The sequence below is a fragment of the Georgenia sp. SUBG003 genome (assembly GCF_000715355.2).
Lineage (GTDB): Bacteria > Actinomycetota > Actinomycetes > Actinomycetales > Actinomycetaceae > Georgenia.
The window spans coordinates 3902016-3927379 of the sequence record NZ_CP180204.1 but is presented as its reverse complement, the minus strand read 5'-3'; the positions used below and the strand labels follow the sequence as shown (position 1 = coordinate 3927379).

General features: G+C 72.2%; 26 protein-coding genes and 24 pseudogenes. 24 read left to right on the top strand and 26 right to left on the bottom strand.

Annotation, left to right across the window (positions count from 1 at the left end; genetic code table 11):
* Positions 1–51: 51 nt before the first annotated feature.
* The 4 genes and pseudogenes from DA06_RS21125 to DA06_RS21110 all read right to left on the bottom strand — a co-directional run.
* Positions 52–315, bottom strand: a pseudogene (locus DA06_RS21125) (hypothetical protein); the annotation flags it as partial.
* 464 nt (positions 316–779) lie between these two features.
* A pseudogene (locus tag DA06_RS21120) lies at positions 780–1205 on the bottom strand (DNA topoisomerase); the annotation flags it as partial.
* 51 nt (positions 1206–1256) lie between these two features.
* A complete protein-coding gene (locus tag DA06_RS21115; protein ID WP_418605951.1) occupies positions 1257–1655 on the bottom strand; it encodes a hypothetical protein in 399 nt (132 codons plus the stop codon).
* A gap of 286 nt (positions 1656–1941) precedes the next feature.
* Positions 1942–2250: a hypothetical protein gene (locus tag DA06_RS21110; RefSeq protein ID WP_418605949.1), complete on the bottom strand. Its 309-nt coding sequence runs from the start codon at positions 2248–2250 to the stop codon at positions 1942–1944.
* Here DA06_RS21110 and DA06_RS21105 point away from each other — a divergent pair.
* Positions 2222–2633: pseudogene (locus tag DA06_RS21105) on the top strand (phospho-sugar mutase); the annotation flags it as partial. The gene DA06_RS21110 and the pseudogene DA06_RS21105 sit on opposite strands and share 29 nt — an antisense overlap.
* 422 nt (positions 2634–3055) lie before the next feature.
* On the opposite strand, the pseudogene DA06_RS21100 reads toward DA06_RS21105, so the two are convergent.
* The 3 genes and pseudogenes from DA06_RS21100 to rplQ form a co-directional block, all read right to left on the bottom strand.
* Positions 3056–3823 (bottom strand): annotated as a pseudogene (locus DA06_RS21100) (radical SAM protein); the annotation flags it as partial.
* 10 nt (positions 3824–3833) lie between these two features.
* The gene (locus DA06_RS21095) at positions 3834–4046 is read right to left on the bottom strand and encodes a cell division protein CrgA (RefSeq protein WP_418605948.1); all 213 of its coding nucleotides are present in this window, start codon (positions 4044–4046) and stop codon (positions 3834–3836) included.
* Between the two features lie 137 nt (positions 4047–4183).
* Positions 4184–4775 (bottom strand): annotated as a pseudogene (gene rplQ / locus DA06_RS21090) (50S ribosomal protein L17).
* Between the two features lie 25 nt (positions 4776–4800).
* On the opposite strand from rplQ, the pseudogene DA06_RS21085 reads away from it, so the two are divergent.
* The 3 genes and pseudogenes from DA06_RS21085 to DA06_RS21075 all read left to right on the top strand — a co-directional run.
* A pseudogene (locus tag DA06_RS21085) lies at positions 4801–5106 on the top strand (DUF7144 family membrane protein); the annotation flags it as partial.
* The gene (locus tag DA06_RS21080) at positions 5004–5564 is read left to right on the top strand and encodes a hypothetical protein (RefSeq protein ID WP_418605947.1); all 561 of its coding nucleotides are present in this window, start codon (positions 5004–5006) and stop codon (positions 5562–5564) included. The pseudogene DA06_RS21085 and the gene DA06_RS21080, both read left to right, overlap by 103 nt.
* A 210-nt stretch (positions 5565–5774) precedes the next feature.
* Positions 5775–6118: pseudogene (locus DA06_RS21075) on the top strand (ABC transporter permease); the annotation flags it as partial.
* 14 nt (positions 6119–6132) lie between these two features.
* Here the strand turns inward: DA06_RS21075 and DA06_RS21070 are convergent.
* The 3 genes and pseudogenes from DA06_RS21070 to DA06_RS21060 form a co-directional block, all read right to left on the bottom strand.
* Positions 6133–6309 (bottom strand): annotated as a pseudogene (locus DA06_RS21070) (ATP-binding cassette domain-containing protein); the annotation flags it as partial.
* 165 nt (positions 6310–6474) lie between these two features.
* Positions 6475–6654: an ABC transporter permease subunit gene (locus tag DA06_RS21065; RefSeq protein WP_418608140.1), complete on the bottom strand. Its 180-nt coding sequence runs from the start codon at positions 6652–6654 to the stop codon at positions 6475–6477.
* Positions 6655–6760: 106 nt separating this feature from the next.
* Positions 6761–6907 (bottom strand): annotated as a pseudogene (locus DA06_RS21060) (WhiB family transcriptional regulator); the annotation flags it as partial.
* Positions 6908–7165: 258 nt separating this feature from the next.
* Here DA06_RS21060 and DA06_RS21055 point away from each other — a divergent pair.
* From DA06_RS21055 to DA06_RS21035, 5 genes and pseudogenes are all read left to right on the top strand, one after another.
* Positions 7166–7693 (top strand): hypothetical protein, encoded by a 528-nt coding sequence (locus DA06_RS21055; RefSeq protein WP_418605946.1) that lies wholly within the window; start codon positions 7166–7168, stop codon positions 7691–7693.
* Positions 7694–8019: 326 nt separating this feature from the next.
* A pseudogene (locus DA06_RS21050) lies at positions 8020–8142 on the top strand (FHA domain-containing protein); the annotation flags it as partial.
* A gap of 310 nt (positions 8143–8452) precedes the next feature.
* The gene (locus tag DA06_RS21045; RefSeq protein WP_418605944.1) at positions 8453–8608 is read left to right on the top strand and encodes a hypothetical protein; all 156 of its coding nucleotides are present in this window, start codon (positions 8453–8455) and stop codon (positions 8606–8608) included.
* Positions 8609–8820: 212 nt separating this feature from the next.
* Positions 8821–9033 (top strand): annotated as a pseudogene (locus DA06_RS21040) (MBL fold metallo-hydrolase); the annotation flags it as partial.
* A gap of 2 nt (positions 9034–9035) precedes the next feature.
* Positions 9036–9425, top strand: a pseudogene (locus tag DA06_RS21035) (thiamine pyrophosphate-dependent enzyme); the annotation flags it as partial.
* 133 nt (positions 9426–9558) lie between these two features.
* On the opposite strand, the gene DA06_RS21030 reads toward DA06_RS21035, so the two are convergent.
* Positions 9559–10239, bottom strand: a complete 681-nt coding sequence (locus DA06_RS21030; protein ID WP_418605942.1) for a hypothetical protein — start codon at positions 10237–10239, stop codon at positions 9559–9561.
* 437 nt (positions 10240–10676) lie between these two features.
* Positions 10677–11018 carry a hypothetical protein gene (locus DA06_RS21025; protein WP_418605940.1) on the bottom strand — a complete coding sequence of 114 codons (342 nt, stop codon included), beginning with the start codon at positions 11016–11018 and terminating at the stop codon, positions 10677–10679.
* Positions 11019–11173: 155 nt separating this feature from the next.
* On the opposite strand from DA06_RS21025, the gene DA06_RS21020 reads away from it, so the two are divergent.
* Positions 11174–11467: a nucleoside transporter C-terminal domain-containing protein gene (locus DA06_RS21020; protein ID WP_418605938.1), complete on the top strand. Its 294-nt coding sequence runs from the start codon at positions 11174–11176 to the stop codon at positions 11465–11467.
* A gap of 40 nt (positions 11468–11507) precedes the next feature.
* Here the strand turns inward: DA06_RS21020 and DA06_RS21015 are convergent, their stop codons facing one another.
* Both DA06_RS21015 and tsf read right to left on the bottom strand, forming a co-directional pair.
* Positions 11508–11672, bottom strand: coding sequence for a hypothetical protein (locus tag DA06_RS21015; protein ID WP_418605937.1), 165 nt, complete (start codon positions 11670–11672; stop codon positions 11508–11510).
* 109 nt (positions 11673–11781) lie between these two features.
* A pseudogene (gene tsf, locus DA06_RS21010) lies at positions 11782–12118 on the bottom strand (translation elongation factor Ts); the annotation flags it as partial.
* On the opposite strand from tsf, the pseudogene DA06_RS21005 reads away from it, so the two are divergent.
* A pseudogene (locus tag DA06_RS21005) lies at positions 12087–12701 on the top strand (dihydrodipicolinate synthase family protein); the annotation flags it as partial. The pseudogenes tsf and DA06_RS21005 sit on opposite strands and share 32 nt — an antisense overlap.
* Positions 12702–12712: 11 nt before the next feature.
* Positions 12713–13253: pseudogene (locus tag DA06_RS21000) on the top strand (MFS transporter); the annotation flags it as partial.
* 445 nt (positions 13254–13698) lie between these two features.
* On the opposite strand, the pseudogene DA06_RS20995 reads toward DA06_RS21000, so the two are convergent.
* Positions 13699–13808, bottom strand: a pseudogene (locus DA06_RS20995) (ANTAR domain-containing protein); the annotation flags it as partial.
* A gap of 151 nt (positions 13809–13959) precedes the next feature.
* Between DA06_RS20995 and gltD the strand changes: the two are divergent.
* Positions 13960–14332: pseudogene (gltD, locus tag DA06_RS20990) on the top strand (glutamate synthase); the annotation flags it as partial.
* On the opposite strand, the pseudogene DA06_RS20985 reads toward gltD, so the two are convergent.
* Positions 14293–14640, bottom strand: a pseudogene (locus DA06_RS20985) (hypothetical protein); the annotation flags it as partial. The pseudogenes gltD and DA06_RS20985 sit on opposite strands and share 40 nt — an antisense overlap.
* Positions 14641–14769: 129 nt before the next feature.
* On the opposite strand from DA06_RS20985, the pseudogene DA06_RS20980 reads away from it, so the two are divergent.
* The 3 genes and pseudogenes from DA06_RS20980 to DA06_RS20970 form a co-directional block, all read left to right on the top strand.
* Positions 14770–15220, top strand: a pseudogene (locus DA06_RS20980) (thymidine phosphorylase); the annotation flags it as partial.
* 73 nt (positions 15221–15293) lie between these two features.
* On the top strand, positions 15294–15770 hold the full coding sequence (locus DA06_RS20975; protein ID WP_418605936.1) for a hypothetical protein: 477 nt from the start codon (positions 15294–15296) through the stop codon (positions 15768–15770).
* Positions 15701–16117 (top strand): IMP dehydrogenase, encoded by a 417-nt coding sequence (locus DA06_RS20970; protein ID WP_418605935.1) that lies wholly within the window; start codon positions 15701–15703, stop codon positions 16115–16117. The genes DA06_RS20975 and DA06_RS20970 overlap by 70 nt, the downstream gene beginning before the upstream one ends.
* On the opposite strand, the gene DA06_RS20965 is transcribed toward DA06_RS20970, so the two are convergent.
* The gene (locus DA06_RS20965; RefSeq protein WP_418605933.1) at positions 16090–16380 is read right to left on the bottom strand and encodes a hypothetical protein; all 291 of its coding nucleotides are present in this window, start codon (positions 16378–16380) and stop codon (positions 16090–16092) included. The genes DA06_RS20970 and DA06_RS20965 overlap by 28 nt on opposite strands.
* A 1-nt stretch (position 16381) precedes the next feature.
* Positions 16382–16933, bottom strand: a complete 552-nt coding sequence (locus DA06_RS20960; RefSeq protein ID WP_418605931.1) for a hypothetical protein — start codon at positions 16931–16933, stop codon at positions 16382–16384.
* Between the two features lie 213 nt (positions 16934–17146).
* Between DA06_RS20960 and DA06_RS20955 the strand changes: the two genes are divergently transcribed.
* Positions 17147–17464: a C40 family peptidase gene (locus DA06_RS20955; RefSeq protein ID WP_052436522.1), complete on the top strand. Its 318-nt coding sequence runs from the start codon at positions 17147–17149 to the stop codon at positions 17462–17464.
* On the opposite strand, the gene DA06_RS20950 is transcribed toward DA06_RS20955, so the two are convergent.
* Positions 17428–17862, bottom strand: coding sequence for a GAF domain-containing protein (locus DA06_RS20950; RefSeq protein WP_418605929.1), 435 nt, complete (start codon positions 17860–17862; stop codon positions 17428–17430). The genes DA06_RS20955 and DA06_RS20950 overlap by 37 nt on opposite strands.
* Before the next feature lie 652 nt (positions 17863–18514).
* Here DA06_RS20950 and DA06_RS20945 point away from each other — a divergent pair.
* From DA06_RS20945 to DA06_RS20935, 3 genes are read left to right on the top strand one after another with little or no spacing between them, the layout of a single operon-like run.
* Complete coding sequence (locus tag DA06_RS20945; RefSeq protein WP_418605927.1) at positions 18515–18976, top strand: hypothetical protein; 462 nt, start codon at positions 18515–18517, stop codon at positions 18974–18976.
* Positions 18973–19314: a DUF2516 family protein gene (locus tag DA06_RS20940; RefSeq protein WP_418605926.1), complete on the top strand. Its 342-nt coding sequence runs from the start codon at positions 18973–18975 to the stop codon at positions 19312–19314. Before DA06_RS20945 ends, DA06_RS20940 begins: the two co-directional genes overlap by 4 nt.
* Positions 19295–19660 (top strand): hypothetical protein, encoded by a 366-nt coding sequence (locus DA06_RS20935; protein ID WP_418605925.1) that lies wholly within the window; start codon positions 19295–19297, stop codon positions 19658–19660. The genes DA06_RS20940 and DA06_RS20935 overlap by 20 nt, the downstream gene beginning before the upstream one ends.
* A 568-nt stretch (positions 19661–20228) precedes the next feature.
* On the opposite strand, the gene DA06_RS20930 is transcribed toward DA06_RS20935, so the two are convergent.
* From DA06_RS20930 to DA06_RS20920, 3 genes and pseudogenes are all read right to left on the bottom strand, one after another.
* Positions 20229–20519, bottom strand: coding sequence for a TIM-barrel domain-containing protein (locus DA06_RS20930; RefSeq protein ID WP_418605924.1), 291 nt, complete (start codon positions 20517–20519; stop codon positions 20229–20231).
* A 136-nt stretch (positions 20520–20655) separates the two neighbouring features.
* A pseudogene (locus DA06_RS20925) lies at positions 20656–20784 on the bottom strand (hypothetical protein); the annotation flags it as partial.
* A 344-nt stretch (positions 20785–21128) separates the two neighbouring features.
* Positions 21129–21387 (bottom strand): annotated as a pseudogene (locus tag DA06_RS20920) (RNA polymerase-binding protein RbpA).
* 2 nt (positions 21388–21389) lie between these two features.
* Between DA06_RS20920 and eno the strand changes: the two are divergent.
* Positions 21390–21906 (top strand): annotated as a pseudogene (gene eno / locus DA06_RS20915) (phosphopyruvate hydratase); the annotation flags it as partial.
* A gap of 99 nt (positions 21907–22005) precedes the next feature.
* Complete coding sequence (locus DA06_RS20910; RefSeq protein WP_418605923.1) at positions 22006–22218, top strand: gas vesicle protein GvpG; 213 nt, start codon at positions 22006–22008, stop codon at positions 22216–22218.
* Positions 22219–22418: 200 nt separating this feature from the next.
* Here the strand turns inward: DA06_RS20910 and DA06_RS20905 are convergent.
* Positions 22419–22625: pseudogene (locus DA06_RS20905) on the bottom strand (ATP-binding cassette domain-containing protein); the annotation flags it as partial.
* Positions 22626–22762: 137 nt separating this feature from the next.
* Positions 22763–23173 (bottom strand): hypothetical protein, encoded by a 411-nt coding sequence (locus tag DA06_RS20900; protein ID WP_418608363.1) that lies wholly within the window; start codon positions 23171–23173, stop codon positions 22763–22765.
* Positions 23174–23277: 104 nt separating this feature from the next.
* On the opposite strand from DA06_RS20900, the gene DA06_RS20895 reads away from it, so the two are divergent.
* Positions 23278–23484 (top strand): acetylxylan esterase, encoded by a 207-nt coding sequence (locus DA06_RS20895; RefSeq protein WP_418605922.1) that lies wholly within the window; start codon positions 23278–23280, stop codon positions 23482–23484.
* A 46-nt stretch (positions 23485–23530) separates the two neighbouring features.
* On the opposite strand, the pseudogene DA06_RS20890 reads toward DA06_RS20895, so the two are convergent.
* Both DA06_RS20890 and DA06_RS20885 read right to left on the bottom strand, forming a co-directional pair.
* Positions 23531–23931, bottom strand: a pseudogene (locus DA06_RS20890) (YciI family protein); the annotation flags it as partial.
* Entirely contained in the window at positions 23928–24515 is a 588-nt protein-coding gene (locus DA06_RS20885; protein WP_418608139.1) for an ABC transporter transmembrane domain-containing protein, read from the bottom strand. The pseudogene DA06_RS20890 and the gene DA06_RS20885, both read right to left, overlap by 4 nt.
* 125 nt (positions 24516–24640) lie before the next feature.
* Here DA06_RS20885 and DA06_RS20880 point away from each other — a divergent pair, with 125 nt between their 5' ends.
* Positions 24641–24916: a hypothetical protein gene (locus DA06_RS20880; RefSeq protein WP_418608361.1), complete on the top strand. Its 276-nt coding sequence runs from the start codon at positions 24641–24643 to the stop codon at positions 24914–24916.
* The last annotated feature ends 448 nt before the right edge of the window (positions 24917–25364 follow it).

The window sequence follows — 25364 nt, the reverse complement described above, 5'->3', positions numbered from 1 at the left end:
ACGGATGCGGGGGAACAGCCCGGTGCACACGATGAGGCTGAGGTCGGCGCCGTCGGCCTCGGCCCGCGCCACGGCCTTCTCCAGCAGGGGCACCGAGTGGCGTGCCCGAACGACGGCCCGATCCGCCGTCGCGCCAGCCGCGAGGTGAGCCGCCCCCCTCCCCGGGCCGGCGCGAGCGCGGCGATCTGGTCGGCGTCGAGGTCGTCGAGCGCGCCGTACTCCCGGATCGTGCACTCCGGGAGCACGGGCGACGATCTCCGGGGTGAGGTCGACGCGGGGGGCCTGCCCGATCGTGACGAGGGCGAGGGTGGTCATGGCGGGTCCTATCGTCGCAGGGTGGAGATGAGGGTGTCGAGCAGCTTCCGGCCGTCCATGCGGATGCCGTCGTGCTGGTAGGCGTTGGTGATCACCGGGCGGGCGCCGCGGATCGCGGCGGCCGTGGCGAGCGAGTGCTCGCGGGGGACGAAGCGCCTGCAGCGCTACCGACCGCCGACCGGCAGCACCTCGATCGCCACCGCGCCGGCTCCGCCGCACGCCCACGCCCCCGGCACCGGATCCGGATCCGTCCCTGAGCAGCCGCTGCAGCCTCGTCGTCGAACATGCGTACAACGTTAGCGGCGGCCTACGACATCGAGTGCTGCACCAACGTCCTCGCAGGTCAGGGCTGTGGAGAGCGTCCGACCGCCCGTAACGAGCCGTGCGGTGACGCGTATGACTCCGGCGCAGGCGACCTCGAACCACACCCGCCGGCGGCTCAGGCGACCTCGAACCGCACCCTAGAGCTCCGCGGCCTGGCGGCGGGCGGCGGAGATCGCCTGGCCCGACAGCGCCGAGGAGTCGGTACGCATGTAGGTGATGAAGCCGTTCTCGTACAGCCCCTGCGCGGTGCGCATGGTCTCCCGGGCGCTCATGCGCAGCTTGCGGGAGGCCTCCTGCTGGAGGGTGGAGGTGGTGAACGGGGCGGCCGGGCGGCGCGTGTAGGGCTTCGTCTCCATCGAGACGACCCGCGCCCGGACCGTCTCCAGCGCGGCGGCGACGTCGGTCGCGAGCGCCTGCTCGAGGTGCACGGTCCCGGCCTTGACGGCGGCCGCCCTGAGCTGGCCGTCGTCGCCGAAGTCGCGGCCGGTGGCCACGCGGCGGCCGTCGAGGGAGACCAGGCGGGCCTCGAAGCTGCGGCGGCGCCAGCCCGAGGAAGAAGACCGATCCCGAAGCGGTCTCGCTCGCCGTCCCGTCCAGCATGCCGGTCACCGCCAGTGTCACCAGCGCACCACCCGGGATGACCGCCCACCACAGCTCGTGCGAGCGCACGTACACCGCCCAGAACCCCAGGCCCCCGAGGCCGAGCAGCAACGCTCCACCTCGGTCGTCCTCGGCTCCGGCGATCTGCTCCCAGGCCATGACGGCGGACAGGCCGAAGAGCCAGCCCGCCGGGATGGCCGCCCACCAGTGCTGCGGCTGCGTGAGGAAGACGTACAGGAAGCCGGCCCCGCCACCCCGAACACGACGGTCCAGAGCGCCCAGGCGTCGGGCAGCACGTCCAGGTAGTCGAGCATGAGGAGCACACCGGCGAGCAGCAGCAGCACGCCCCACACGATGTTCGAGGGCGTCCCCCGTCGGACCGTTCCCGGGGTCCGCTCCGTGTCCTGCAGCCCCATCGCCACCACTTCCTCTCGACCGGCCGGGGAAGGTCCCGGCTCGCCTGCGAGGGCTGCTGCCATCGTCGCAACGGCTGGGAGGCACCGACAGGGGCCAACGTCCCGGAGATGGACAGAGGCCGAGGTCCCGGAGCAGGGCAGCCCCCGACGCCGGTCCGAGGCGCGGGGCTCGGCGGGTTCTGCCGCCGCAGCCGTCACAGGACTGCCCGTACGCAGGCTGACGCGATCGCCGACATCTGCTTTCATCGCCACAGAGCGATGCTAACTGCCGCGGGCGCTCGGCTGCTCAGCGGGCGCTGACCTCCGGCAGCGAGCGCCCCGCGAGCACCCCGGCCAGGCCCAGCACCGCCAGGAACACCAGCGCCACCTCGGCGCCGAGCAGGGCGAGGGCGCTGGAGAGGGCGCCCGCCGCGAGGAGCAGCACGCCCATCGTCGTGTTGGCGACGGCCACGTACTCCGTGCGCCGGTCGCCGTGGGCCAGGTCGACCACGTACGTCTTGCGTGCCACCCGCACCCCGGTGTGCGTGAGCGCGAGCAGCAGGTAGGCCGCGGGGTAGAGCAGCGTCCACCCGCGCGCTCCGGGCACGAGGAGCACGCGGTCCGTGGACGCCGACCTCGTCCTGGCCAACGACCCCGACGCGACCGGTGCACCATGGCGGTGCCCGACCGCAACGTCATCGGAGGGTGGCGTCAGCTCACCGGTGACGAGATCGGCGCGCTGCTCGGCGAGCAGACCGCCGCAGCGGCCGCGTTCGCCGGACGGGGGTCCTCGCCTGCTCGGTGGTGTCGTCGCGGCTGCTCGGCCGGATCGCGCAGGCGCACGGCCTGCAGCACCGGACCACGCTGACGGGGTTCAAGTGGATCGCACGCACCGAGGGCCTCGTCTTCGGGTACGAGGAGGCCATCGGGTACTGCGTCGATCCGGCGGCCGTGCGGGACAAGGACGGCATCTCCGCCGCCGTGCGCATCGCCTACCTCATGCTCGCGTACCTGCCGGCGAGGATGTCCGCCCACGCGGTGGCCAACCTCCGGCGCCTCCTGTTCGACTCCTTCATCGGTGCCGCCTGGCCCGTGAAGGCGTCGGAGCGCGACGGGCAGTTCCAGTCCGTCATGACCACGCACGTCAACTCCACCAGCTACGCGATCATCACGCTCGGCAGCGGGATCTCCGCCGCCCTCGTCTTCACCACGCTGCTGATCTCCGCCTTCGTGCTCAGCCTCCCCGCCGCCGTGGTGCTCACCGTCGTCTCCGCCGGGATCTTCCTGCTGCTGCGCCCCGTGGCGAAGCGGCTGCGGCGGCACGCCGCCGCGCTCAGCGCGGAGAACATCGAGTACGCCAAGGGCGTCCAGGAGGTCGTCCTCATGGCGGAGGAGACGGAGGTCTTCGGCGCCTCGCCGACCTACCTGGACGCGTTCCACCGCCAGATCGACGGGATCCGCCGGCCGATGCTGCGCACGCGTTTCCTCGCCCAGGGCGTGCCGGCTGTACCAGAGCATCGCGCTGTGCGGCGCACCGCGAAGGTCCCGCCCGAGAGGGCGGAGTCGGCGACCAGGTGGTGCGGCGCGCCGTGGGTGACCTCGACCGTGACCATGTCGCCGGGACGGGGCCGGTTCTCGCCCGGCAGGCCCGGGGGCAGCGCGGCGTGCACCAGTCGGTTGTCGGCGGCTCGTCCGGTGACCCGGCGGGTGGCACCGTCCTTGCGGCCCTCCCCCTCGGCCACGAGCACGTCCACGGTGCGGCCGACCTGAGCCTCGTTCTCCTCGGTGGAGATGCGCTGCTGCAGCGCGGCGAGGCGCTGGTAACGCTCGGCCACGACCTCGGCGGGCACCTGCGGCAGGTCGGCGGCGGGGTGCCGGGACGCGGCGAGTACTGGAAGGTGAAGGCGGAGGAGAACCGGCACGCCTCGACGCGTCGAGGGTGGCCCGGAAGTCCTCCTCGGTCTCCCCGGGGAATCCCACGATGATGTCGGTGGTGATGGCGGCGTCGGGGATGGCCGCCCGGACGCGCTCGATGATGCGAGGTACTTCGCCTGCCGGTACGAGCGCCGCATGGCGCGCAGCACCGTGTCGGAGCCGGACTGCAGCGGCATGTGCAGGCTGGGCATGACGTTCGGCGTGGAGGCCATCGCCTCGATGACGTCGTCGGTGAACGCGGCGGGGTGCGGCGAGGCACGACCATCACACCGAAACCGATCGCGAGGTTCCAGTTGCCGAGGCTGGGGACGGGCAGGCTGCCTTGGTCAGATAGGTGAGCACGACGGAGACGAGTCCGAGCACCATGAGGGTCACCATGGTGGGCGCCCACCACCGCGGGCTGGCGGCGGGTGTCGCCGCCGGACGCGGCTGGTCGCCGTTCGGGGTGGCCTTCTTGCGCTTCTTGGACTCCGGCATCCTGCTTCTCCTCACGGACGCTCCCCGAAGGGCCCACGTGTCTGTGCCCGGGGGGGCTCCCGGGCACACTTCACCAGGCGCGACCCTGAGGGCCGTGCCCGATCACCTACCGTAGTGTCGCATGCACGTCACGCGGCTCATCCACGGCGCCGCGTCGCCCGGGAGGAGAACTGTGGGGGGCTTCCGCCGCACCGGTGCCCGGCCGTGAGGTCGGAGGCCGTCCGCGCCGCCCGTGGCCCCGCATCTCCATAGGAACGGGCGTCGTCGGCCTCGTCGCCGGCCTGCTCTTCGCGGCGAACGCCTCTGTCTTCGCCGATGACGGGACACGCCAGCCGCAGCTCGGCCTCGCGCACGGTGGCCTGCTTGGGGCTGACCGGCTCGAGCACGAGCTCGATGACCGCCATGGGGGGCGTTGTCACCCTTGCGCGGGCCCACCTTGGTGATGCGGGTGTAGCCGCCGTTGCGCTCGGCGAACTTCGGCGCGGTCTCCTCGAACAGCTCGGCGACGACGTCCTTGCGGCGCACGGTCGTCATAACCTTGCGGCGGGCGTGGAGGTCGCCGCGCTTGGCCAGCGTGATGAGCTTCTCCGCGACCGGCTGCAGCTTGGCGCGGTGCTCGGTGGTGGTGATCCGCTTGTGCTCGAACAGCGCGGTGGCGAGGTTGGCCAGCATGAGGCGCTCGTGCGCGGGGCTGCCACCCAGACGGGGACCCTTGGCGGGGGTAGGCATGTGTTTCTCCTGGTAGTGGTGTCGGGTGAGCAGGTCAGCTGGGCTGCTCGTCGCTGAACTGGATGTCGCCGTAGAGGACGAGTTCTTCGTCGTCGTCCCCTGGCTACCGCCCTCCACCATGCGCGCGACCACGTGGGGATGGATACACATGGGCCTCGGCGCGCTCGTCCTGCTCGGCCGGCGTCGCGGTCCTGCTCGGGGCAGACCTGGGGCCGGGTCGTCGGCGTCGTGCTGGCGGTGTTCAGCGCGTTCGCCAACTTCATGTTCCATCCCGTACTACCCGCTGTGGTCGCTCGCGATCATCGCCCTCGACATCCTGGTCATCTGGGCTCTGGCGACGGCGCCCATGACGCCAAGGACGTCCAACTGAGGTTCTTCCCGGGCCGCTCGCGCACTGCGGGCCCGGCCTCCTCATGCCCGGCGGGGGGATGCCACGCGGCGGGCGGATGCGGTTCGGTGGGCGCATGTGCAGATGGATGGTGTACTCGGGAGACCCGATCCTCGTGGAGGAGCTGCTCTTCAGGCCGGAGCACTCGCTCATCGACCAGAGCCTGCACTCCCGGATGCGCGACGACCACGAACGGCGCCACCGCCTCCTGGAACCTGGAGCCGCTGTGCGACCCGGACCACGACGTGAAGACCGCAGGCGGGTTCCGTATCGAGACCCGGCTGGAGGGCGTGTACGTCTGGACGGCACCGTCCGGGCACCGGTACGTCAGGGAGGCGGACGGGACTCTCGTGCAGCTGGCGCCGCATTCGTGGCCGGACCCGGAGGAGATTCCCTTCTGATCCGCGATCCGAGTTCACTTGTGACCCTCGGGCGAGACGTGCCCGACCTGCGTGCGAGCCTCCCCCGACCGGCGGGCGAGGCCTCCCCCGACCGCGGGCGAGGTATTCCCGATCCGCGCGCGCATCTCGACGAAACGCTGCAGGGCGACGGTCGACGTCCTGCACCGGCAGCGCCCAGCTGAGGTCGGTCACCACGGACTCAACCGGACTCTGACGCCGCGGAACCGTCCACATCCGGCGGTTCACGCCGCTGACAAGCTGCCCGTGATCTGGCAGCTGCGCCAGAGCGTCGGCCTGCAGCGCGGCATGCTCGTCGCCGGCCTGCTGCTGTGCCTGATGTTCGTCCTCATGGCGCTCCTCGCCCCCGCGCTCGCGCCGTACTCCTTCAACCAGCTCTCCGACGACGGCGGCAGCTTCCCCGCACCGCCCCGCCCAGCGACGCGCATCCCTGGGGCACGACCGTCGGCGGCTTCGACGTTCTCTCCCGGGTCATCTGGGGCGCCCAGACCGCGATCTCGACGGTGGTCATCGCCATCGCCGCCTCGCTCTTCCTCCCTCCCACGAGGACCTCACCCGCTCGCGGGCGCAGGAAGCCGGCGACGACCCTCAGCAGTGTGGTCTTGCCGCTGCCCGACCCGCCGAGCACCGCCGTCGTCCTCCCTTCCGGCACGGTGAGGTCGACATTCTCGAGCACGGCTTCCCGGCCGTATCCGGCCGTCACGGCCCGCACTCTCAGCTCGCTCATCGTTCCTCCAGGATCTGCCGCCGCAGCAGCACCGTCAGCGGTAGGGACAGGGCGATCATCACGGCCGCGTACGGGCTGCCGCGGCGTAGTCGAGCTCGCTGGCCTCGCGCCAGAACGACAGGGCGAGGGTGTCGGTCCCGGTCGGGGCGAGCAGGAGGGTGGCGGTCAGCTCGTGCTGACCGCCAGGGCCACGAGGACGAGCCCGGTGAGCACCGACGGCGCCATGAGCGGCAGCACGACCCGGAGCAGGGTCGCAGGCCCGCGCAGTCCCAGCGACCGCGCGGCCTCGGAGAGCTCCGGCGACGAGACGGCGAGACCGAGGGGTTCTCGAGCTCCTCGCCGCACTCGGCGAGCCAGGCCGCCCAGTCGGTGCGTCGGGGTGACGGCGCAGCAGCGCGCGCCTCTCCCGCTCCGTCATGCCGCCCCACACACCGAACTCGGTGGCGGTCTCGAGCGCCTCGACGAGGCAGGCCTCGCGCACCGGGCAGCTGAAGCACAGCTCTCGCGCGGTGCGCTGCGCGGCTCCACGGACGAAGAGGGCGTCGGGGGCCTGCTGGGCGCAGGCCGCGCGGTTGGTCCACGTACGGTCTTCGGACATCGGGGGTCTCCTGTTACCAGGGGGCTGGCGAGGGGGCGCCTGCCCGTCGACAGGTGACGCTAACGCTGTGACAGCATTCACGGAATACTTGAACCGTAAATGCGCAACTGAGACGGGGTTTCGAGGGCTTCCGAACCGGAACTGCAACGATCCGGAACGTCCTGAAGAAGAATGCGCCGCCGTCGCCGCTCCGTTTCTCCACCGCGCGACCCTGCCCGCCGGGGCACGGCCCGGACCTCCAGCGAGCGCGGGAGGGAGATGAGGATCGAGTTGAGGCCGTACGGCTGGTCCAGCTGCTCCCAGACGATGGTGACCACGACGCCCAGCACCATGGACGTCACGGCGCCCCCACCTGCTGACCCGCCTCCAGAAGAAGATGGCGAGCACCGGCGGGGCGATGGCCACGCCGTAGACGGTGTAGGAGTACATCTGCAGCTCGAGCACCGTCGGGAAGTACCGGCCGAGCACGTAGGCGATCGCGATGCCGAGCACGGCGAGCCGGTGGACCCGCAGTCGCCCGCGGTCGTCCATCTCCCGGCCGAGCAGGCGCTGGGCCCCCGTCGTAGAGACGTTGCCGGCACCGGACAGCAGGAACGACGAGCCGGTGGTGATGATGAAGGCGAGCGCTCCGGCGAGCACCAGCCCGCCGAGGACGGACGGCAGGTGGCCCTCGCCGGCGAGGGACAGACGGTGACGGAGGAGGACGACCTCCGGATCACCGCGATCCGCGAGCTCGAGCAGCCGGAGCACGCCACGCCGGTGACTCCCGAGGGAGATGACGGATGACGGCGGCCCGGGTGCCGGGGGAGCCGGTGACCGTTGGACGGGTGTCCGCCGCACCGGTGTCGCCGGCGAAGGTCCTGGTCGGACGACCACGCTCGGCCCGCTCGTCCGGCATCGTCGGCGACTTGACCCCTATTGTTGACCACAGCACGTCGGCCGAGGGCCGGAGGACTGAGAGACCCAGGAGGTAGCCCTATGACCCACCCCGCAGCAGCGCGCCCGGGCGAGGACGGCGAGCGCAACGACGTCACCAGCACTGCCCGGTTCGGAGCCATCGGCGCGGAGCCCGAGAGCGAGCTGGTCTACCAGGGGCTCAGCGCGACGACGCGGCCGCCGTCGAGGCGCTGCCGCCGGGTTCCGCGCTCCTCATCGTCCAGCGCGGGCCCAACGCGGGGGCCAGGTTCCTGCTCGACGCCGATCGCACCACCGCGGGGCGTCACCCCAGCTCCGACAGTGCGTTCGCAGGCACCACCGAGGTCGCCTGCGGACCCGCCAGGCCGTCGGTGGAGGACCCCGGACCCCCGTCCTGGCCCCCGAGGAGTGCCAGGAGGATGGTGGGACTCCCCGGAGATGCAGGCGTGGCGTGAGGAGCACCGCGCGGAGATGCAGGAGCACCACGAGCAGCAGCGCCGGCGGTATGCACCGTCACGGTGCAGGTGACGGCCCGCGAGCAGGTCACATGTGGGATGGTGCCTGAGTCTGGTGGGAGGTCCGGCCGGGTCGCCCCTGCGGGCGGCCCGGCCCCGGCATGAGGGGGCTGGGATGGCACGGCGGGTCCTCGTCGTCGACGACGAGGCGGGCATCCGACGGGTGCTCCGCGGCTACCTCGAGGCCGACGGCCTCGAGGTGTTCGAGGCGGCGACCGGGGAGAGCGCCACCCTGCCGCTGCTCGACGTCTTCGGCGCGGCGGGTCGCTGAAGTCCTCCTGGTACGGCGACTGCCTGCCCGAGAGCGACTTCCCCATGCTCGTGGACCTCTACCTCCAGGGCCGCCTGCCGCTGGACAAGTTCGTCACCGAGACGATCTCGGCCGACCAGATCGAGGCCGCGCTTCGGCAAGATCCACGACGGCAGCGTGCTGCGTTCCGTGGTGAAGTACTGACGACCGCTCCGGCAGAAGAAGGAGGCGCCATGGCCGCCCGCATCGACAACCTCGTGACGTCCGGGACGTTCTCGCTCGACGGCGGAACGTGGGACGTGGACAACAACGTGTGGATCGTCGGTGACGCCGACGTGATCGTCATCGACCCGGCCCACGACGCGCAGGCGGTCGCCGACGCCGTCGCCGGCCGCACCGTCAGGGCGGTGCTGCTCACCCACGGCCACGACGACCACATCCGCGCGCCTTCGCAGCAGATCTCGATGCCGACGCCCTGCGCTCGATGTACCGGGACATGGTCCTCACGCGCGCGTTCGACACCCAGGCCACCTCCCTGCAGCGCCAGGGCGAGCTGGGCCTGTGGGCTCCGTGCCTGGGTCAGGGCGCCCAGATCGGGTCTGCCCACGCCCTGGCCCCGCGTGACTTCGTCTTCCCCTCCTACCGCGAGCACGGCGTCGCGCTCGTGCGCGGGGTCGACCTGCGCGACCTGCTCCCGCTCTTCCGCGGCACCCGCCACGGCGGCTGGGACCCGAGGGCGCACAACTTCCACCTGTACTCGATCGTCATCGGCTCTCACACGCTCCACGCCGTCGGCTACGCCATGGGGGTGCAGCGCGACGCGGGAGTGCGCACAGGCGGCATGCTACGAGGGATCTAGTCATTGACAAAATGAGAGCTGCGGGCGTACGTTCGTCGCGCTGGCAACTAGCCAGTGCCTAGTTCCCTCGAGGTGGAGGTCCGCATGCAACCGCTCATCGTTCTCGTCGTCGTCACGCTGGGACTCCGCGCGGCGGGGTTCGCCGGCGTCGCTCGACTGTCGTCCTGGCCTCCGGCGTCCGGGGCGGACTTGCGGCCATGTTCGTGATGACCGGCACCAGCCACTTCGTGGGGATGCGCGCGGAGCTCATCAGCATGGTGCCGCCCGTCCTCCCCCGAACCCCGGCCTGCTGGTCACCGTCACCGGCGTGCTCGAGCTGGCCGGGGCGGTCGGCCTGCTCGTGCCGCGCACCGTCCCATGGGCGGCGGGCGGCCTCGCCGCCCTGCTGGTCGTGATGTTCCCGGCCAACGTCTACGCCGCCGTCTCGGGCGCCGCCATGGAGGGAGCCCAGGGCAGCGGGCGGCCGGCGAGGGAGGCGAAGGCTGTGCGCCGAGTTCGCCAGCGTGTTGACCCGGATGCCGAACCACGGCCACCGAGTAGGAGCCCGCCATCCGACCAGGCTGAACGCGACGACGACCGCCGACCCTGCCCACGGCAGCGACCAGGACCCCGAAGTAGGTGACGATGACCGCGGCGATGAACGTCCACAGCAGGAGGAGGAAGCGGCCCTGCTGGACCAGGTAGGCCTTGCAGGTGGTGTAGATGAGCTCGGCGATCTCCCGCATCGAGGGGTGGTCCGGCAGAGCTCGTCCGTCGACCGCTCGCCCACCTGCTCCGCGACCGGCCCGAGCACCTCGTCGAGCGGCCGGTACCCCTTCTCCTCGCGCCCGCGGCAGCACGCGCGCGGACGGAGTAGTGGTTGACGAGATCCACGTCGGTGATCTCGATCCGGGCACGACGACCATGCCTCACAGGGTAACCCCGGCGGGCGACTCATAGGGTTACAGGCTGCCCCTGACGGGCCGTTCCCCCGGTGGAGCGCCGAGCCTGCGCCCCGACTCCCGGAGGGTTGACTCCCGGACGGGGCGGCCTATCGTCGAACCGTCAGTGTGCCGACGACGACGTGGTGGCTGATATGGGCACAACTGCCGCTCCCCCGGAGCGCCTGGCGCGAGGCGTCGTGAACCTGGCGGACGTCGGCCCCACTATGGGTCCCACGGTCGGCGGCAAGGCGGCGAACCTTGGCACCCTGCTGGCGGCCGGGCTGCCGGTGCCGCCGGGGGTTCTGCCTCACCACGGAGCTCTACGACCAGGCCGCGGAGACGGCGGGCCTGGCAGAGCTCGTGGACAGCCTGACCGCACGACCGGCGGCAGGCCCAGGCCGTCGGCGGCGGCCGGGCGGGGAGGCGAAAGCTCGGCCTCCGCAGCTCTCGCCCGGACGGCGCGCGCCCTGGCGGACAGGTCGATGACGACGAAGTCACCGTCCTGGGCCGGACGCTCGACGCCCACGAGGCTCCCGAAGCGCTCCCGCAGCTCGTCGAGCTTCGCGGTCACGTCGTCGTCGCTCACCGCGGCCTGGTCGACGCTGAGCTCGATGCCGTCCAGCCCGGGCAGGGTGATCTCCGGGCGCACGTCGACCTCGGCCTCGAAGACGAGCTGTCGCGGGGGTGCCCGTCACCGCGGGGATCTCGGTGACGTTGATGCTCGGCTGGCCCATCGGGCGCACCTCGGTCTCGGCGACCGCCTGGTTGTAGAAACCGGGGACGGCGTCGTTGACGGCATGCTCGATGACGGCTGTCGACGCCGGCAGCTTCCTGGGGCAGGTCATCCTCAACGAGTTCGTCGCGTTCTCGGACTTCGCGCCCCGCGCCGAGGAGTTCTCCGCGAAGACCCAGGCGGTCGTCACCTTCGCGCTGACGGGGTTCGCGAACCTCGGCTCGCTCGCGATCCTTCTCGGCGGCCTGGGCGGCATCGCCCCCGGCCGGCGCTCCGACATCGCGCGTCTCGGCATGCTGGCGGTGCTCGCGGGCACCCTCGGCAACCTCATGAGTGCCGCCATCGCCGGGATCCTCATCGGCTGAGACGTGAGCGGTGGCGGTCGAGCGGCGCCGCCGCCCGGCGTCAGAAGAGGTCTCGGACGCCCCAGACGGCGAGCACGAGCAACGGCGATCTGGCGGCGACGCCGGAGACGCGTCGGGGTCGACGCCCTACGCTCCCGCCGCCGAACACCTCTCCGGAGAGCTTCAGGAGCACCCGTCGTGGGTGCGTGGTCGCGTCCTGGGTCATGTCAACCTCCTGCGGTGACGGTACTGGCCGTGCGTGGCGCGCCGCTCGCCGGACGCGCCCCTGGTTGCACGGTGGCCCCGGTCCGCAGGACGGACCGGCACGTGGTGCGTCAGTTGCCGACGCGGAAGCGGACGAAGCCGGTGATCGTGCCACCGGCCTCCTCGACGACCTTGCCGACCGTCTTCTTCGGGTCCTTGGCGAACGCCTGGTCGAGCAGGACGTTCTCCTTGAAGTACCCGTTCATCCGGCCCTCGACGATCTTGGTGAGCGCCGCCTCCGGCTTGCCCTCGTTGCGGGCGGTCTCCTCGGCGATGCGGCGCTCGTTCTCCACCGTCTCGGAGGGAACCTCGTCGCGGGTCAGGTACGGCCGGGGAGTACGCGGCGATGTGCATCGCCACGTCGCGCGCCACGGCCGCACCGGCCTCGTCGGAGGCGACGAGGACGCCACCGACGGCGCGCGCGGCGCAGGAGGCCGGCGCGGCCGGGATCCTGCTCATGCCGCCCTACCTCACCGAGGCGGACCAGGCCGGCCTCGTCGAGCACGTGACCGCCGTCTGCTCCGCCACCGACCTCGGCGTCATCGTCTACAGCCGGGGGAACGCGGTGCTGGGCGACCGCGCCGTCGCCGCGGCCGCCGACCGCAGCCCCAACTTCGTCGGGCTCAAGGACGGCGTGGGCGACATCGAGCAGATGACGCGCACCTCCCGCGTCGGGGACCGCCTGATGTACGTGGGCGGGCTGCCCACGGCCGAGACCTTCGCCCTTCCCCTGCTCGAGCTCGGGGTGACGACATACTCGTCGGCGATGTTCAACTTCGTCCCCGAGTTCGCGCTGAGGTTCTTCTCCGCCGTGCGCGCCAAGGACCGCGCTGCCGTCTACGGCCTGCTCGGCGAGTTCGTGCTGCCGTACCTCGACATCCGCGACCGCAGGAAGGGCTACGCGGTCTCCATCGTCAAGGCCGGGCTCGACGTCGTCGGCCGCGACGGCGGCCGCGTCCGCCCGCCCCTGACGAACCTCACGGCCGAGGAGAAGTCGCGTCGTACGCCGCCCGGCTCGTCGGACCCCGGCGTGGCCGGGCTGCTCATCGCCGCCGTCGGGCCGGGCTGGATCTTCGTCATCAACGCGGTCTCGTTCGCCGCGACGATCTTCTCCCTGACCCTCATGCGCACCCCGCGAGCTGAACGCTCTTCCGCACGCACGGCGCGGCAGGGGGCAGGTGCGCGAGGGGATCGCCTACGTGCGCCGTCGTTCCGACATCGTCCTCATCCTGGTGGTCGTGGGGATCGTCGGGGCGTTCGGGCTGAACTTCCAGCTCACCTCCGCGGTCATGGCGCGGGAGGCGTTCGGGCTGGGGCGGGGGAGTACGGCATCCTCGGGTCGATCCTGGCGGTCGGGTCCCTCAGCGGCGCGCTGATGGCGGCGCGGCGCCGGAACCCGCGGGTCGGGCTCGTCATCGCCTCCGCGCTCGCGTTCGGCGTCACCATGGGCGTGCAGGCGCTGATGCCCACCTACGAGCTGTACGCGCTGCTGTGCGTCCCGGTCGGGTTCTTCTCCCTGACGATGATGACCGCCGCGAACACCGGCCAGGTCGACGCCCGCGATCTCCGGCGGCCCCAGCTGCGAGAGGGAACCGGTCACCGGCAGGAGCGTGCCGATCCTCAGCGGCTCGCCCCGAGCCCGTCTCGGCAGGCCCGGCCGTCCCCTCGTCGTCGCCCCCCGCCTCCGGAGCAGGCGGCGAGCGTGATCGACAGCGCGGCGACAAGTGCCAAGGAACGAGCTGTGGTCTTGCGAGTCATGCCTCTCCTCAGGAGCGTGCCACGCCGATCCCCGCGACCGCGCGCGTCTCGTGCGCGCCAACCTAGTGACGGGGGACGCCCCCGTGTCAGTGGGGGTGCCGCCCCCAGCTGTGTCACAGAACGGTCACGATTGTGGCGCACATCACATCGTCGACGGCGAGGCGGGACGAGAACGGCCCCGGCCCCCGGGAAGGGGCCGGGCCGTGACGGCGTCGGTACGCGCCGGGCGCCTACTTCTTGGCGCCGACCTGCTCGATGACCGCGTCGGCGACCTCGCGCATGGTGAGCCGGCGGTCCATGGACGTCTCTGGATCCAGCGGAACGCCTCGACCGGCTCCGCCGTCGCCGAGCAGCTGCTCGAGAACCTCGCGACCTTCCCGCGCGGATCACAAGGTGCTCCCGCGTCAGTACGCCGCCGTCTCCGCCGCCCTCGTCCGGGGCGGCCGAGGACGGCCTCGACCCCGGCCTCGCCCGACGTGTGGGCCACGATCATGGAGGCGACCCCGTGGCTGACCCCCCAGGGCTTCCTGAAGCACCGCGAGCGTGAGCTCCCGGCCCGCCGGCCGGTGGCCGTGCGCATCCTCGACAACCGCGAGGTCTACACCCGCCGCCTCGAGGACTCCCCCGGCGCTGACGCGCCAGGCGAGCCGCTGCATGGACTGCGGCGTGCCGTTCTGCCACAACGGGTGCCCGCTCGGGAACCTCATCCCCGAGTGGAACGAGCTCACCCGCCGCGAGGACTTCGCCGGCGCGATCGAGCGCCTGCACGCGACGAACAACTTCCCCGAGTGGACGGGACGGCTGTGCCCCGCCCCGTGCGAGACGGCGTGCGTGCTGGGCATCAACCAGCCGGCGGTGACGATCACGGTCTCCCGGGTGAGGTTGAAGTCTCTCGAGTGCTTGAGCACCGCGCCGGCCGCGACCTCGTCCAGCCGCTCGCCGGCCAGCCCGAACCGGGCGACCAGGCCCTCGAGCGCGGCGATGAGCATGTCCTTGTTGGTGGCGCCGGCGTAGGCGCTGCCGGCCTTCGCGAACGGGATCCGGTTGGACCCGATGATCGGCGGCCCGGGGGCCGGGGTGGAGGGGTGGAGGTCACGTCGTCGTCCTCTTCCTGCTCGGCGTCGGCCGAAATGGCGCGGCCCGGGACCAAGGTCCGTGGGCGGAACGGTCATTGCGGTACTCACAGTACCTGATACCGTCGGTATCGTGATGTCAGTCACGCCGTCCGACGAACTCCCGGACCTCGCCGCCGCCCCGGACGGGCGCGCCACCCGGTGGGCCGACCACCGGGCCGCCCGCCGGGCCGAGCGGAGTCGATCCCGCTCATCGCCTCGTCGATCATGAGCAAGAAGATCGCGGAGGGCACCGGCTCGCTGGTGCTGGACGTCAAGGTCGGCTCCGGCGCCTTCATGAAGGAGCTCGACAGCGCGCGAGCTCGCCGAGACGATGGTCGCGCTGGGCTCCGACGCCGGCGTGCGGACCGTCGCCCTGCTCACGGACATGTCCACCCCGCTCGGCCTCACGGTCGGCAACGCCCTCGAGGTCCGCGAGTCCGTGGAGGTCCTCGCGGGCGGTGGGCCCTCCGACGTCGTCGAGCTCACGGTCGCCCTCGCCCGGGAGATGCTCGCCGCGGCCGGCCGGGAGGACGTCGACCCCGCCGAGGCGCTCGAGGACGGCCGGGCAATGGACGTGTGGCGCAGGATGATCGCCGCCCAGGGCGGCGATCCGGACGCCGCGCTGGCACCGTGCAGGTGCTGCTCTCCCGCCAGGACGGCCGCGCCGTGGCTGGTCGAGCGCATCGTGCCGCCGCAGGGGCAGGCCTGACGTGCACCGCCTCGTGATCGCGCTGCTCCTCACCCTCTTCTCGGTCGTGGCGGGGGCGCTGACGCTCGTCGTCCTCGTCGACGCCGAGGACCGCCTCGACACGTGCAACGTGGACGGGCCGGGGGTGCGGGTGGAGCTCGCCGGCGAGCCCGACGGGGAGGTCAACGGCTACAGCGGGGCGCAGCTGGCGAACGCGGCCGCCATCATCAACGCCGGCGCCGACCTGGGGCTCTCGGTGCGCGACCAGACCATCGGCGTGATGACCGCGATGGGGGAGTCGGGGCTGGAGGTGCTCGACCACGGGGACGAGGCCGGGCCGGACTCGCGCGGCCTGTTCCAGCAGCGCGACAACGGCGCCTGGGGCACGCTCGAGCAGCGCATGGACCCCACCGCCTCGGCGAGATCGCGATGGCCCGCGAGGGCGGCATCGGCATCCTGCACCGCAACCTCTCCATCGAGGACCAGGCGCACCAGGTGACCGTGGTGAAGCGGTCCGAGTCCGGCATGGTCACCGACCCGGTGACGATCGGCCCGGAGGCCACGCTCGCCGAGCTCGACGCCCTGTGCGGCCAGTACCGCGTCTCCGGGCTGCCCGTGGTCGACGAGCGGGGGCGTGCTGCTCGGCATCGTCACCAACCGCGACCTGCGCTTCATCCCCGGCAGCGAGTTCGGCAGCCGCCGCGTGCGCGAGGCCATGACGCGGATGCCCCTGGTCACCGGGCCCGTCGGCATCAGCTCCGAGGACGCCGCCGCGCTGCTCGCCAAGCACAAGATCGAGAAGCTGCCGCTGGTGGTCCCTACGCCAGCGCGCCGACGACGAAGTAGCGCCCGAGATGACGACCACCCCCGCGAGCGCCATGCCGATGCGGCCGAGGTCCTCCCCGCCCTCGCCGCGCCGGGCGTTGACGGCCATGAGCGCCCGCGACCATGAGACCGAGCACGCAGATGCCGAGGGCGACCCACTTGGTCCACGAGAGCAGCTGGACGAAGCCCTCCATGCCGGGGGGCGCCTCGCCCTGGCCCGGGTCGGGCACGTTGGCGAGGACGAGCGTGGCGGTGGTCAGCGCACCGGCGGCGGAACCGAGCACGTCAGGCCTCCCGGTCCGGCAGGAGGGTGGCGAGGTCGCGGCGCAGCACGCCGACGGCGTGAGGGACGGCGTCGTCGCCGGAGCGCCACGCCTCGACCCACGGCACGGTCCACACCCGCGGCACGCCACCGCCCACGAGCTGGGCGAGGTCGCGCAGGGCGCGGGGGAGCCGGCCGGGGGCGTCGGCCATGAGCACGAGCCCGAGGAGCTCGTCCTCGGCAGGCTCCTCCTCGGCCTCCGCCTGGCTCCGGCCTCCTCGGCCTGGCGCTCCGGCTCCTCGGCAGGCTCCTCCTCCGCCTCCGCCTCGGGCTCGGCCTCCTCGGCCCGGTCCTCCGGGCTCCGCGGCAGGCTCCTCCTCGGCCTGGTCCTCCGGCTCCTCGGCAGGCTCCTCCTCCGCCTCCGCCTCGGGCTCGGCCTCCTCGGCCTGGTCCTGGGGCTGCTCGGCGGCCTCCTCCTCGGCCGGTTCCTCTGCCTGACCCTCGGGCTCCTCCGTGGGCTCCTCGCTCTCGGCCTCCGGCTCCTGCTTCTTCTGCCCGGGCCGGAGCTTGCTCACGACGCTCCGGCCCTTGCCGGCGGTCTTCCCGGCCGTGTCGCGGCCCTTGCCGGCCGTCTTCTCCGCGGCCTCGCGCCCCTCACCGGCGGCCTTCTCCGCGGTCTCCTGCCCCTGCTCCGTAGTCTTCTTGACCTGCTCCTCGGCGAAGCCCCGCCGGCGGCCGAGGCCGCGGCCCCCGCGGCGCCGGCCCCCGCGGCGTCGGCGTCGGCGATCGTGAACATCGCCCGGCAGTACATCGGCACCCCCTACGTCTCGGGCGGGTCGACCCCGGGCGGGTTCGACTGCTCGGGGTTCACCCAGTACGTCTTCGCCCAGGTCGGGATCTCCCTGCCGCGCACCTCCTCGGAGCAGCGCTACGCCGGGACCGTGGTCTCCGCGGCCGAGGCCCGCCCGGGGGACCTGGTGTGGGGCCCGGGGCACGTGGGCATCTACACCGGCAACGGCCAGCACATCGCGGCCCGCGCCCCGGGCACCGCGCTGTACGAGTCCCCGATCTACATTTCCAACCCGGTCTTCATCCGCGTCGGCTGACCGCCCGCACCCTGCCGGGTGCCGCCGCGTGGCCGAGGGCCACGCCCACCAACGCGCCGGCCCGCCCCCACCCCGGGGCCGTCGTCCGCGGCGAGCTCGTGCTCGACGATCCGCGCCATCTCGCGGAGAACGGCCTCCTGGCTGGTGGTCAGCTCGCGCGGCTCCGTGTCGACGATGCACAGGGCACCGACCGGCTCGCCGCCGGGGGCGCGGAGCGGCTCGCCGGCGTAGAACCGTACGCGCAGGTCGCCGACGACGGCGGGGTTCGCGGCGAACCGGTCGTCCTGCGTGGCGTCCGGGACGACCGTCGTACCGGGTCTCTGGATGGTGTGGTGGCAGAAGGCCTCGCTGCGGGCCCCCCGGCGAAGTCTCCGAAGCCGACGCTGGCCTTGTGCCACTGCCGGTCGGTGTCGATCAGCGTGACGGCGGCCATGGGCACGCCGAACACGGCCTGCGCCAGCCGCACGACCCGGTCGAACCTCTCCTCGCGGGGAGTGTCGAGCATGTTCAGCGCGTGCAGCGCAGCCACACGGGCTGCCTCCCCGTCCCCCATGGCGCCAGAATGCCGAATCAGTCGACGTCGCGCGAGAGATAACAGATTGTGTCCGTCCGGTGCGCCGCGCGTCACTACGCGGCTGCGGCCGCGTCCGGACGCACGGGGTCACGGCGACGGCCGTCATCCGTGCCTGGGAGATGGCCACGGCCCTTTCCGCCGAGACGCGTCCGCCTCGTGCGTTCGCGGGGTGCGCACGCCGTTCCGACCGCTTCACGCCCGGCACGTGTCCGTGCCCGAGTTCCGCGCGGAGGTCGCGGGCACCGACGCGTCGTCCTTCAGGGATACCTGCTCCGCAACTTCCCCGTGGCTCAGCGGGTCGGACAAGGTGATCGTCGTCGACCTCTACGACCCGTTCCACCTCGAGAGTCTCGAGGTCCTGCGCAACCACCCCGAGGAGGAACGGGGGGAGCGATGGCCGGGGCGTTGGCAGAGCTCCATGCGCAGCTGCGGAGAGGGGACCTGTTCCTCTGCGCGTCGGAGAAGCAGCGGGACCTGTGGCTCGGGCACCTTGCGGCCGCGGGCCGGATCACCCCGGCGACGTACGACGCGACCCGTCGCTGCGTGAGCTCGTCACCGTGGTCCCGTTCGGGCTCGACCCGCAGCCGCCTGCCCGGAGGGCGCACGCCATCAAGGGCGTGGTCCCGGGGATCGGCCCGGAGGACCCCGTCGTGCTGTGGGGCGGCGGCGTGTACAACTGGTTCGACCCCCTGACCGTGCGCCGACGACGGAGGAGCGGCGCGGGAGTCCTGGGCGTCAGCGTCACCACCGTCACCACCGTCACCACCGCTGCCGCCGCACGCGGCGAGCAGCGGGACGGTGAGCAGTCCGGCGCCGGCCGCGAGCACGCCACGACGGGCCGGGCCGGTCGAAGGTGTGAGGTCCACCCACCCATAGTGCCCTGCCGCGGTGCCGGGGCGCCCCGGCCGCGACCGGCTCTCGTTACGCTGCGGGAGTGATCGCCAACGTGCAGGTGCTGCTGTTCCTCGTGCTCTCCCTGATCCTGCTCGGGATCGAGCTCTGGGCGCTGCTCGACGCCGCCCGGCGCCCCGCCGGTGCCTTCACCTACGCGGGCAAGCGCACGAAGAGGTTCTGGGTCCTGCTGACGGGGGCCGGCGCTCTCGTCGGCTTCATCGCGATCCCCCCGCCGCTGGGCCTCGGCATCTTCGGCACGTTCGCCATGTTCGTCGCCGTCGTCCCCGCCGGCGTCTACCTCGCCGACGTCCGGCGGCGGGACCGAGATCGCCAACCTCGACCTCAACGCCGTCGTCCCGCCGATGACCGCCTACGTGCGTGACGTTCCGATCACCGTCACCGACGGCAACCTCGACATCGACTTCACGGCCACGGTCGACCAGCCGAAGGTCAGCGCGATCGAGGTCATCCCCGCGGCTGATGCCCGTCCTCGCTCCCGGCCCGGCCTGGTCCACCCCCGATCAGGCCGCGGGACCTTCGCGTTCCGAAACGGTCCGCCGTCCGCCAGGTCCCCATACGATCGGCGGGACGACGGCGGAGCGATCCGCCCCCATTTCCGCCCCCCGAGCACCAGAGAGACCTTCACCATGGTGTCGAACGGCGAGCGGCCCCCCTTCCGCTCCACCGCCACTGCCCCACAACGACGGGCCAGAGGCCGAGCTCCGTGAGCTTCGCCGCCAGCTCCAGGCACTTCGCTCCTCCCGCACCATGCGCACCGGACGGGCGGTCCTTGCCCCGCTGCGCCTGGCCCGCCACTACCATTCAGTTATCACCTACAAGGAACTCGCCGACGGCGTCCAGCTCCGGACCGGGGTTCGGACCAAGCAGCTCCTGCACCACTGGATAAGCGACGTTCTTCTGCGCGTCGCGAAGAACTGCGCGGCCCGGGGGGAGCCAAACTTGTCGTCCTGTGTGTAAACGCCGCCGGAAGCGTCGGCGACGGGTATAGCGGTGCCGTCGCCTCTACCACTGGGCAACGGCCTGACGACCCGGACGACCACGCAGCACACGCCCGGCTGAGCTGCTATCGGTACTTCGGCGCCCCACCTTCCTGCGGACGGAGGGGTCCCGGCACTTAGCCCCAACTCGCGAGAACGCGATCGCGGGCGGGTAAGGGCCCTCGGCAGACGCAGATTGTCCTGACCTGCGCGAGTTGTCACATGGCGCTGCCAGCGACGCAGCGGTGCGATCGGTGCGACTAGCACTCCCGCCCCGGCGGGAGCCCTCCCCTGGGCCTCACGCGACGCCGGCATGTGGCGGAACCGCAGGGTGTGACCACCAGCTCGGGTGCGGGCCCGTGGAAGCCGCCGATGTCGCAGCCTGGTTGGGGACGCCGGACAGGCTCATGCCGAGGATCGTGGCGACGTTGTGCCGCAGCGACTCCCACGACGTCGAGTTGTCCCCCGCCCACGTCTGCGCGTAGCGCTGGATGCCGGCGTGCCCGGCACGGCAGACGATGTAGGGACGGACGGTCCGGTTCTTCTCGGCGATGGCGTCTCGCGTCACCCGGCACATCAGGTTCGCCATGACTGTGCGGAGGCCGGGCGATCGTCGCGCCGCGCGCGCCGTCGAAGTCGCAGCGGGAGTCCTTGTCGATGATCCCGTCGTACTCGCAGTTGTCGTTCCAGACCGACGTCGTGCCCTTGTCCAGGACGGCCTCGGTGAGCCAGCGCTTCCACGCCTCCCGCGCGGCGGGCCTCGTGAAGTCGACGAAGCGGCCGGGACCGCCCCACCACGTGCCCACAGCGGGCCCCTCGCCGGCGCTCGCAGCGGCGTCGGCGCTCCGGGTCACGAAGACGTCGGCGGCGGCGAACTCCTCGAGCACCCCCGACCCGCCCGCCGGCACCCCGGCAGCCACCACCCGCTGGGCCGACCTCCTCGCCAACGGCGACCCACCGTTCTGAGGCCCCGGAAGGCAGCGCCGGACCCGCCACGACGACCAACCCCGGCACGCCAGCGCGCCAGCACGCCAGCACGCCGGATAACCCCGGCACGCCCGAAGAACAGAGCATCTCCGCGCGCTACAGAGAACGCGCCGTCTGCACGGCCATCCTCCCGCGCGCGCCAACCGGTGTGCCGCCAGAGACGTCTACGCCCCTCCGACCAACGGCCGGAGCGTAGACGCAGTCCTGGGGCTCAGTTACCGCGGCGTTCGCGAAGGGCGGCGAGGGCCTCCTCCAGGAGGGCGGCACCGTCCTCGTCGGAGCGCCGCTCCTTCACGTAGGCGAGGTGAGTCTTGTACGGCTCGTTCTTGGGCGGCACGGGAGGGTTGTCCTTGTCCTGCCCGGCCGGGAGGCCGCAGCGCGGGCAGTCCCACACCTCGGGGATCACGATGTCAGGCTCCTTGGCGAAGCTCGGCCGGACCTCGTGCCCCGTTGGCGCACCAGTAGCTCACCCACCGCCCGCGCCGCCGTCCCGTCCGGCGCGTCCACCGGCGCGTTCGAGGCGGTCGAGCGCCGCGACGGCGACAGCTCCGCTACCTGGGCAAGGGCGTGCAACGCCGTCGACGCCGTGATCGACACGATCGCCCCCGAGGTGCTCGGCATCGACGCGACCGAGCAGCGCATCATCGACCAGACCCTCATCGGACCCTCCGAACGGACGTCCAGCCAACAAGGGGCAAGCTCGGCCGCGCAACGGCCATCCTGGGCCGTCTCCCTCGCCGTCGCCAGCGCCGCCGAGTCGGCCGGCCTGCCGCTGTTCCGCTACGTCGGCGGCCCGAACGCCTACCTGCTGCCCGTGCCGATGATGAACATCCTCAACGGCGGCTCGCACGCGGACTCCAACGTCGACATCCAGGAGTTCATGGTCGCCCCCCGTCGGCGCGCCCACCTTCAAGGAGGCGCTGCGCTGGGGGCGCGGAGACCTACCACTCCCTGAAGTCCGTGCTGAGTCCCGCGGCCTGGCCACCGGCTGGGTGACGGACGCGCTCGCGACCCGGACGGCCGACCGTATCGTCTTCCGGCTGATCGGGCCGCAGGCCCCGTACGACTTCGTCCCGGAGGACTGAGGCATGGGTCTCCTCAGCGGTCTGCTCACGCTTCCCCTCGCGCCGGTGCGCGGCACCGTCTGGGTCGCGCAGCAGGTGCTCGACGAGGCGGAGCGCGAGTACTACGACGTCGGCAAGATCCGCCGTCAGCTCGACGACGTCTCCCGCGCGCGAGCGGGGGGGAGATCGGCGACGAGGAGGCCGACACGCTCGAGGAGTCGCTGGTGGCGCGGCTGATCGAGGCGAACCGCCGGACCCGACAGGGAGAGGGAAGATGAGCGAGTCCGACACCGGGACGTCCACCCGGCAGAGCTCCCGCCGGCCGGCGGGGGAGGAGTCCACCGGCGAGAAGCACCCCCGCAAGCAGTCGGAAGCGCCCCGGCGCGCCTCCGGCGGTGCGGCCCGGCAGGAATCCTCCCGGTGCAGCTCGGGCGCCTGCGTCCAGGGTCGCCGCCGAGCAGCCGGGCCGAGCCCGAGTCGGCGCGCAGCAGCCCGAGGAGGATGCGGATGGTGGTCGACTTGCCGGCACCGTTCGGGCCGAGCAGGCCGTGCACCTCCCCCTCGGCCACGTCGAGGTCCAGACCGTCGAGCGCGACGGTCGACCCGAACCGCTTGACCACGTCCCGCACGGCGACGGCGCCCATGTCGCCGACGCTACTCCGGGCGCACCGCCGCTACCGGGACTTCGTTCTCACCACTTCGGGACCGCAGCCCCGGACGTCCGGACCGGACGTCCGGACCGGGCGTCCGGGGCCGGGCGTCCGGGCCGGACGCCGATCACCTACCCGAGCTTCGCCATGACCTCCGAGGCGATGAGGTCCAGGTGCTCGAGGTCGGTGATGTCGAGGCACTGCAGGTACACGCGGGTCACGCCGATCTCGGCGAGGGCGGCGATGCCGTCGAGGACCTCCGCGGGGCTGCCGGCGAGGCCGTGCTCGCGCAGCTCCGCGGGCTCGCGGCCGATCGCGCGAGGAGCCTGGCCGTAGTCGGCCGGCTGGCCTGGGCGCCTGGCCGTAGGGCGCCTGGTCCTCGTGCGAGCCGGCCTCGGGGGCGTACGGGTTCTGCTGCTCGCCGTTGGGCGGGACGTAGGACGGCTGGCTCCAGCGGGGCGGGCACGGGCGATGACATGGAGGATCCTTCGTCGTCTGAGGAAATGGCCGACGTCGGGAACGGGTGACGTCGCTGAACGCAACTTTAGCGACGGCGTGTCACGAAAAAGTAACGGCCCTGGCAGGATGGACGGGGACCCGACCGGGCCCACGTGACGACGCCGTCCCCCCGCCACCCGGAGAACAGATGCCCCTCTACGACCTGCCCCTGGCCGAGCTCGAGACCTACCGGCCGGAGGTGCCGGAGCCGGAGGACTTCGACGGGTTCTGGGCCCGGACGCTCGCGGAGGCGCGCACGGTCGAGGTGGACGTGCGGCTCGCACGCGTCGACACCGGGGCTGAGGCTCGTGGAGACCTCCGACGTCACCTTCGACGCCGATCGAGGCGGGGATGAGGCTCCGCAGCAGAGGCCTCGTCCAGTGGCGCCGGTCACTCCGGTCGACGGTCGGGGCGGCGGTCAGGAACGGCCGCACCTCGAGCCACTCGTGGATTCGGCTTGCCGCCGGCGCCCGGAGCGGCGGAGAGTTCCGCGGCGAGCTCGACGGCGCGCGCGTAGCTCTCGACGTCGATCACCATCCATCCGGCGATCAGATCCTTCGTCTCGGCGAACGGCCCGTCGCTGACCGGGGGCCGCCCCTCGCCGTCGTAGCGGACGAAAGCGCCGTCGGGGGGAGAGCGCCTGGGCGTCGACGTACTCGCCCGTCCGCACCAGCCGGGCGGCGAGGTCGTCCATGTACCGCATGTGGGCCGACACCTCCTCGGGCGTCCATCGGTCCATCGGCACGTCGTTGACGGCTGTCGGCGCGCCACGGTAGTGCTTGAGCAGCAGGTACCTGGTCATCGTTCTCGCTCCTCGGTGGTACGGCCCATTGTGTCCGTGCTCACCCCCAGGACGGGGCCGGCACGGCCGTGGTGAGGTGGAGGCGATCGACGTGGCGCCGTCGTCACGACGGACTGCATGGCGCCGATGTCGTGCGTGAGCCGCGACTGGACCTCGCCGCCGCGGGTCCGCGTGAAGAAGTCGAGGGACTGCCGCTGGAGGTGGGTGAAGACGTCCGTGCGCAGTCCGTGCATGACTCGCTGGCCCACGGTCGTGGACAGCCAGGTCTGCAGGACGCCGAGCACGGAGCTGACCACGGTGACGGCGAGCATGCCGCCGACCAGGAGCAGCAGCAGCTGCACGTCCTGCTGGGGGATCGCCTCGTCGATGAGGTGACGGGTGAGGAGGGGTGGCCAGCCCGACGACGGACGCGGCCACGATGAGCCCCACGACGACGGACAGGCGGCCGGCGTACGGGCGGAAGAGCGCGCCGATACGGCGCAGGCTGACCGGGTGGCGTCGAGCTGGGCGAGATCCTGCGGGTCCTTGCGGGCGGGGAGTCCCCCCCGGTGGCCGCTGCGCGGCCCGGCGATGACGTCACTCACGGACATCACCTCGTAGTGGCGTCGAGGTCGGGCACGTCCGGCTTGTGGGGTCGCCATCCGACGCTCAGATGAGTCCGTTCGTCCGAGGGACGGACCCAGGCCCCGTGCACGAGAGCGGCAGACTCGTGGCTCAGGACGACTCGACGGGGCAGCTGCTGGGAGACCGCGACGCACCGGGCGAGCGCAAGGAACTCGCGATGGGCCCAGCGTTCGGCCGGGAGCTCGCTGCTGAGGACGTACGCACCGGTACGTACGCGTACCAGTTCGCCGGCTCGGTGGGCGGATCGAGCGGTGCCGTACCCGATGTCGCGGGACAGCACGACGGTTGGCTGGGGCGGGGTGACGGTATCGGGGGCGGCATCGTGACAGCGTGGCCCGCGTCGAGCCGGGGTGTCGGCTGACCTGTGGAGCGGAACTCGCGTGGCGGAGCCTGTGGACCGGTCCTCCGGAGAGTTCTGCGCCGACGGCCCCCGGGCGCTCCGTCACATGTTCGATGCCCTTGTCTCCGCCAGCTGTCGGTCGTGCTCGACGAGCGGCGGCCGGGTGAAGTAACCGTGAGTGCCCCGGGCCGATGAAGTTGGTCTCGATCGACTTCATCAGCTCAGGCCCACTTACCGTGTCGCTTGGCCGGAAAGCCTTGGCCCGGCGCGCACGGAGCTGCCCGCTCGAGGTGGCCCGGCGTGCACGGAGCTGCCCGCCCCGAGGTAGCGCGGCGCGCCCGCAAGTGCCCGTGCCAGGCCCCGGGGGAGTCCGCTCTCGGGGGGAAAACGGGCGGCCCGGGGCGGTGCAGCGCCGGTATCCTTGGGGGGCAGGAAGTGGCGCCGGCAGTGCCGGGCGCTTCGTCACGTG

Bases quoted from the DNA above. Each gene is read 5' to 3' on its own strand.
- DA06_RS21115 (WP_418605951.1), bottom strand. From the start codon at position 1,655: ATGGGGCTGCAGGACACGGAGCGGACCCCGGGAACGGTCCGACGGGGG.
- DA06_RS21095 (WP_418605948.1), bottom strand. From the start codon at position 4,046: ATGCCGGAGTCCAAGAAGCGCAAGAAGGCCACCCCGAACGGCGACCAG.
- DA06_RS21055 (WP_418605946.1), top strand. From the start codon at position 7,166: ATGAGGATCGAGTTGAGGCCGTACGGCTGGTCCAGCTGCTCCCAGACG.
- DA06_RS21045 (WP_418605944.1), top strand. From the start codon at position 8,453: ATGGCACGGCGGGTCCTCGTCGTCGACGACGAGGCGGGCATCCGACGG.
- DA06_RS21020 (WP_418605938.1), top strand. From the start codon at position 11,174: ATGACGGCTGTCGACGCCGGCAGCTTCCTGGGGCAGGTCATCCTCAAC.
- DA06_RS21015 (WP_418605937.1), bottom strand. From the start codon at position 11,672: ATGACCCAGGACGCGACCACGCACCCACGACGGGTGCTCCTGAAGCTC.
- DA06_RS20970 (WP_418605935.1), top strand. From the start codon at position 15,701: ATGGCCCGCGAGGGCGGCATCGGCATCCTGCACCGCAACCTCTCCATC.
- DA06_RS20935 (WP_418605925.1), top strand. From the start codon at position 19,295: ATGACCGCCTACGTGCGTGACGTTCCGATCACCGTCACCGACGGCAAC.
- DA06_RS20930 (WP_418605924.1), bottom strand. From the start codon at position 20,519: ATGGCGAACCTGATGTGCCGGGTGACGCGAGACGCCATCGCCGAGAAG.
- DA06_RS20910 (WP_418605923.1), top strand. From the start codon at position 22,006: ATGGGTCTCCTCAGCGGTCTGCTCACGCTTCCCCTCGCGCCGGTGCGC.
- DA06_RS20895 (WP_418605922.1), top strand. From the start codon at position 23,278: ATGCCCCTCTACGACCTGCCCCTGGCCGAGCTCGAGACCTACCGGCCG.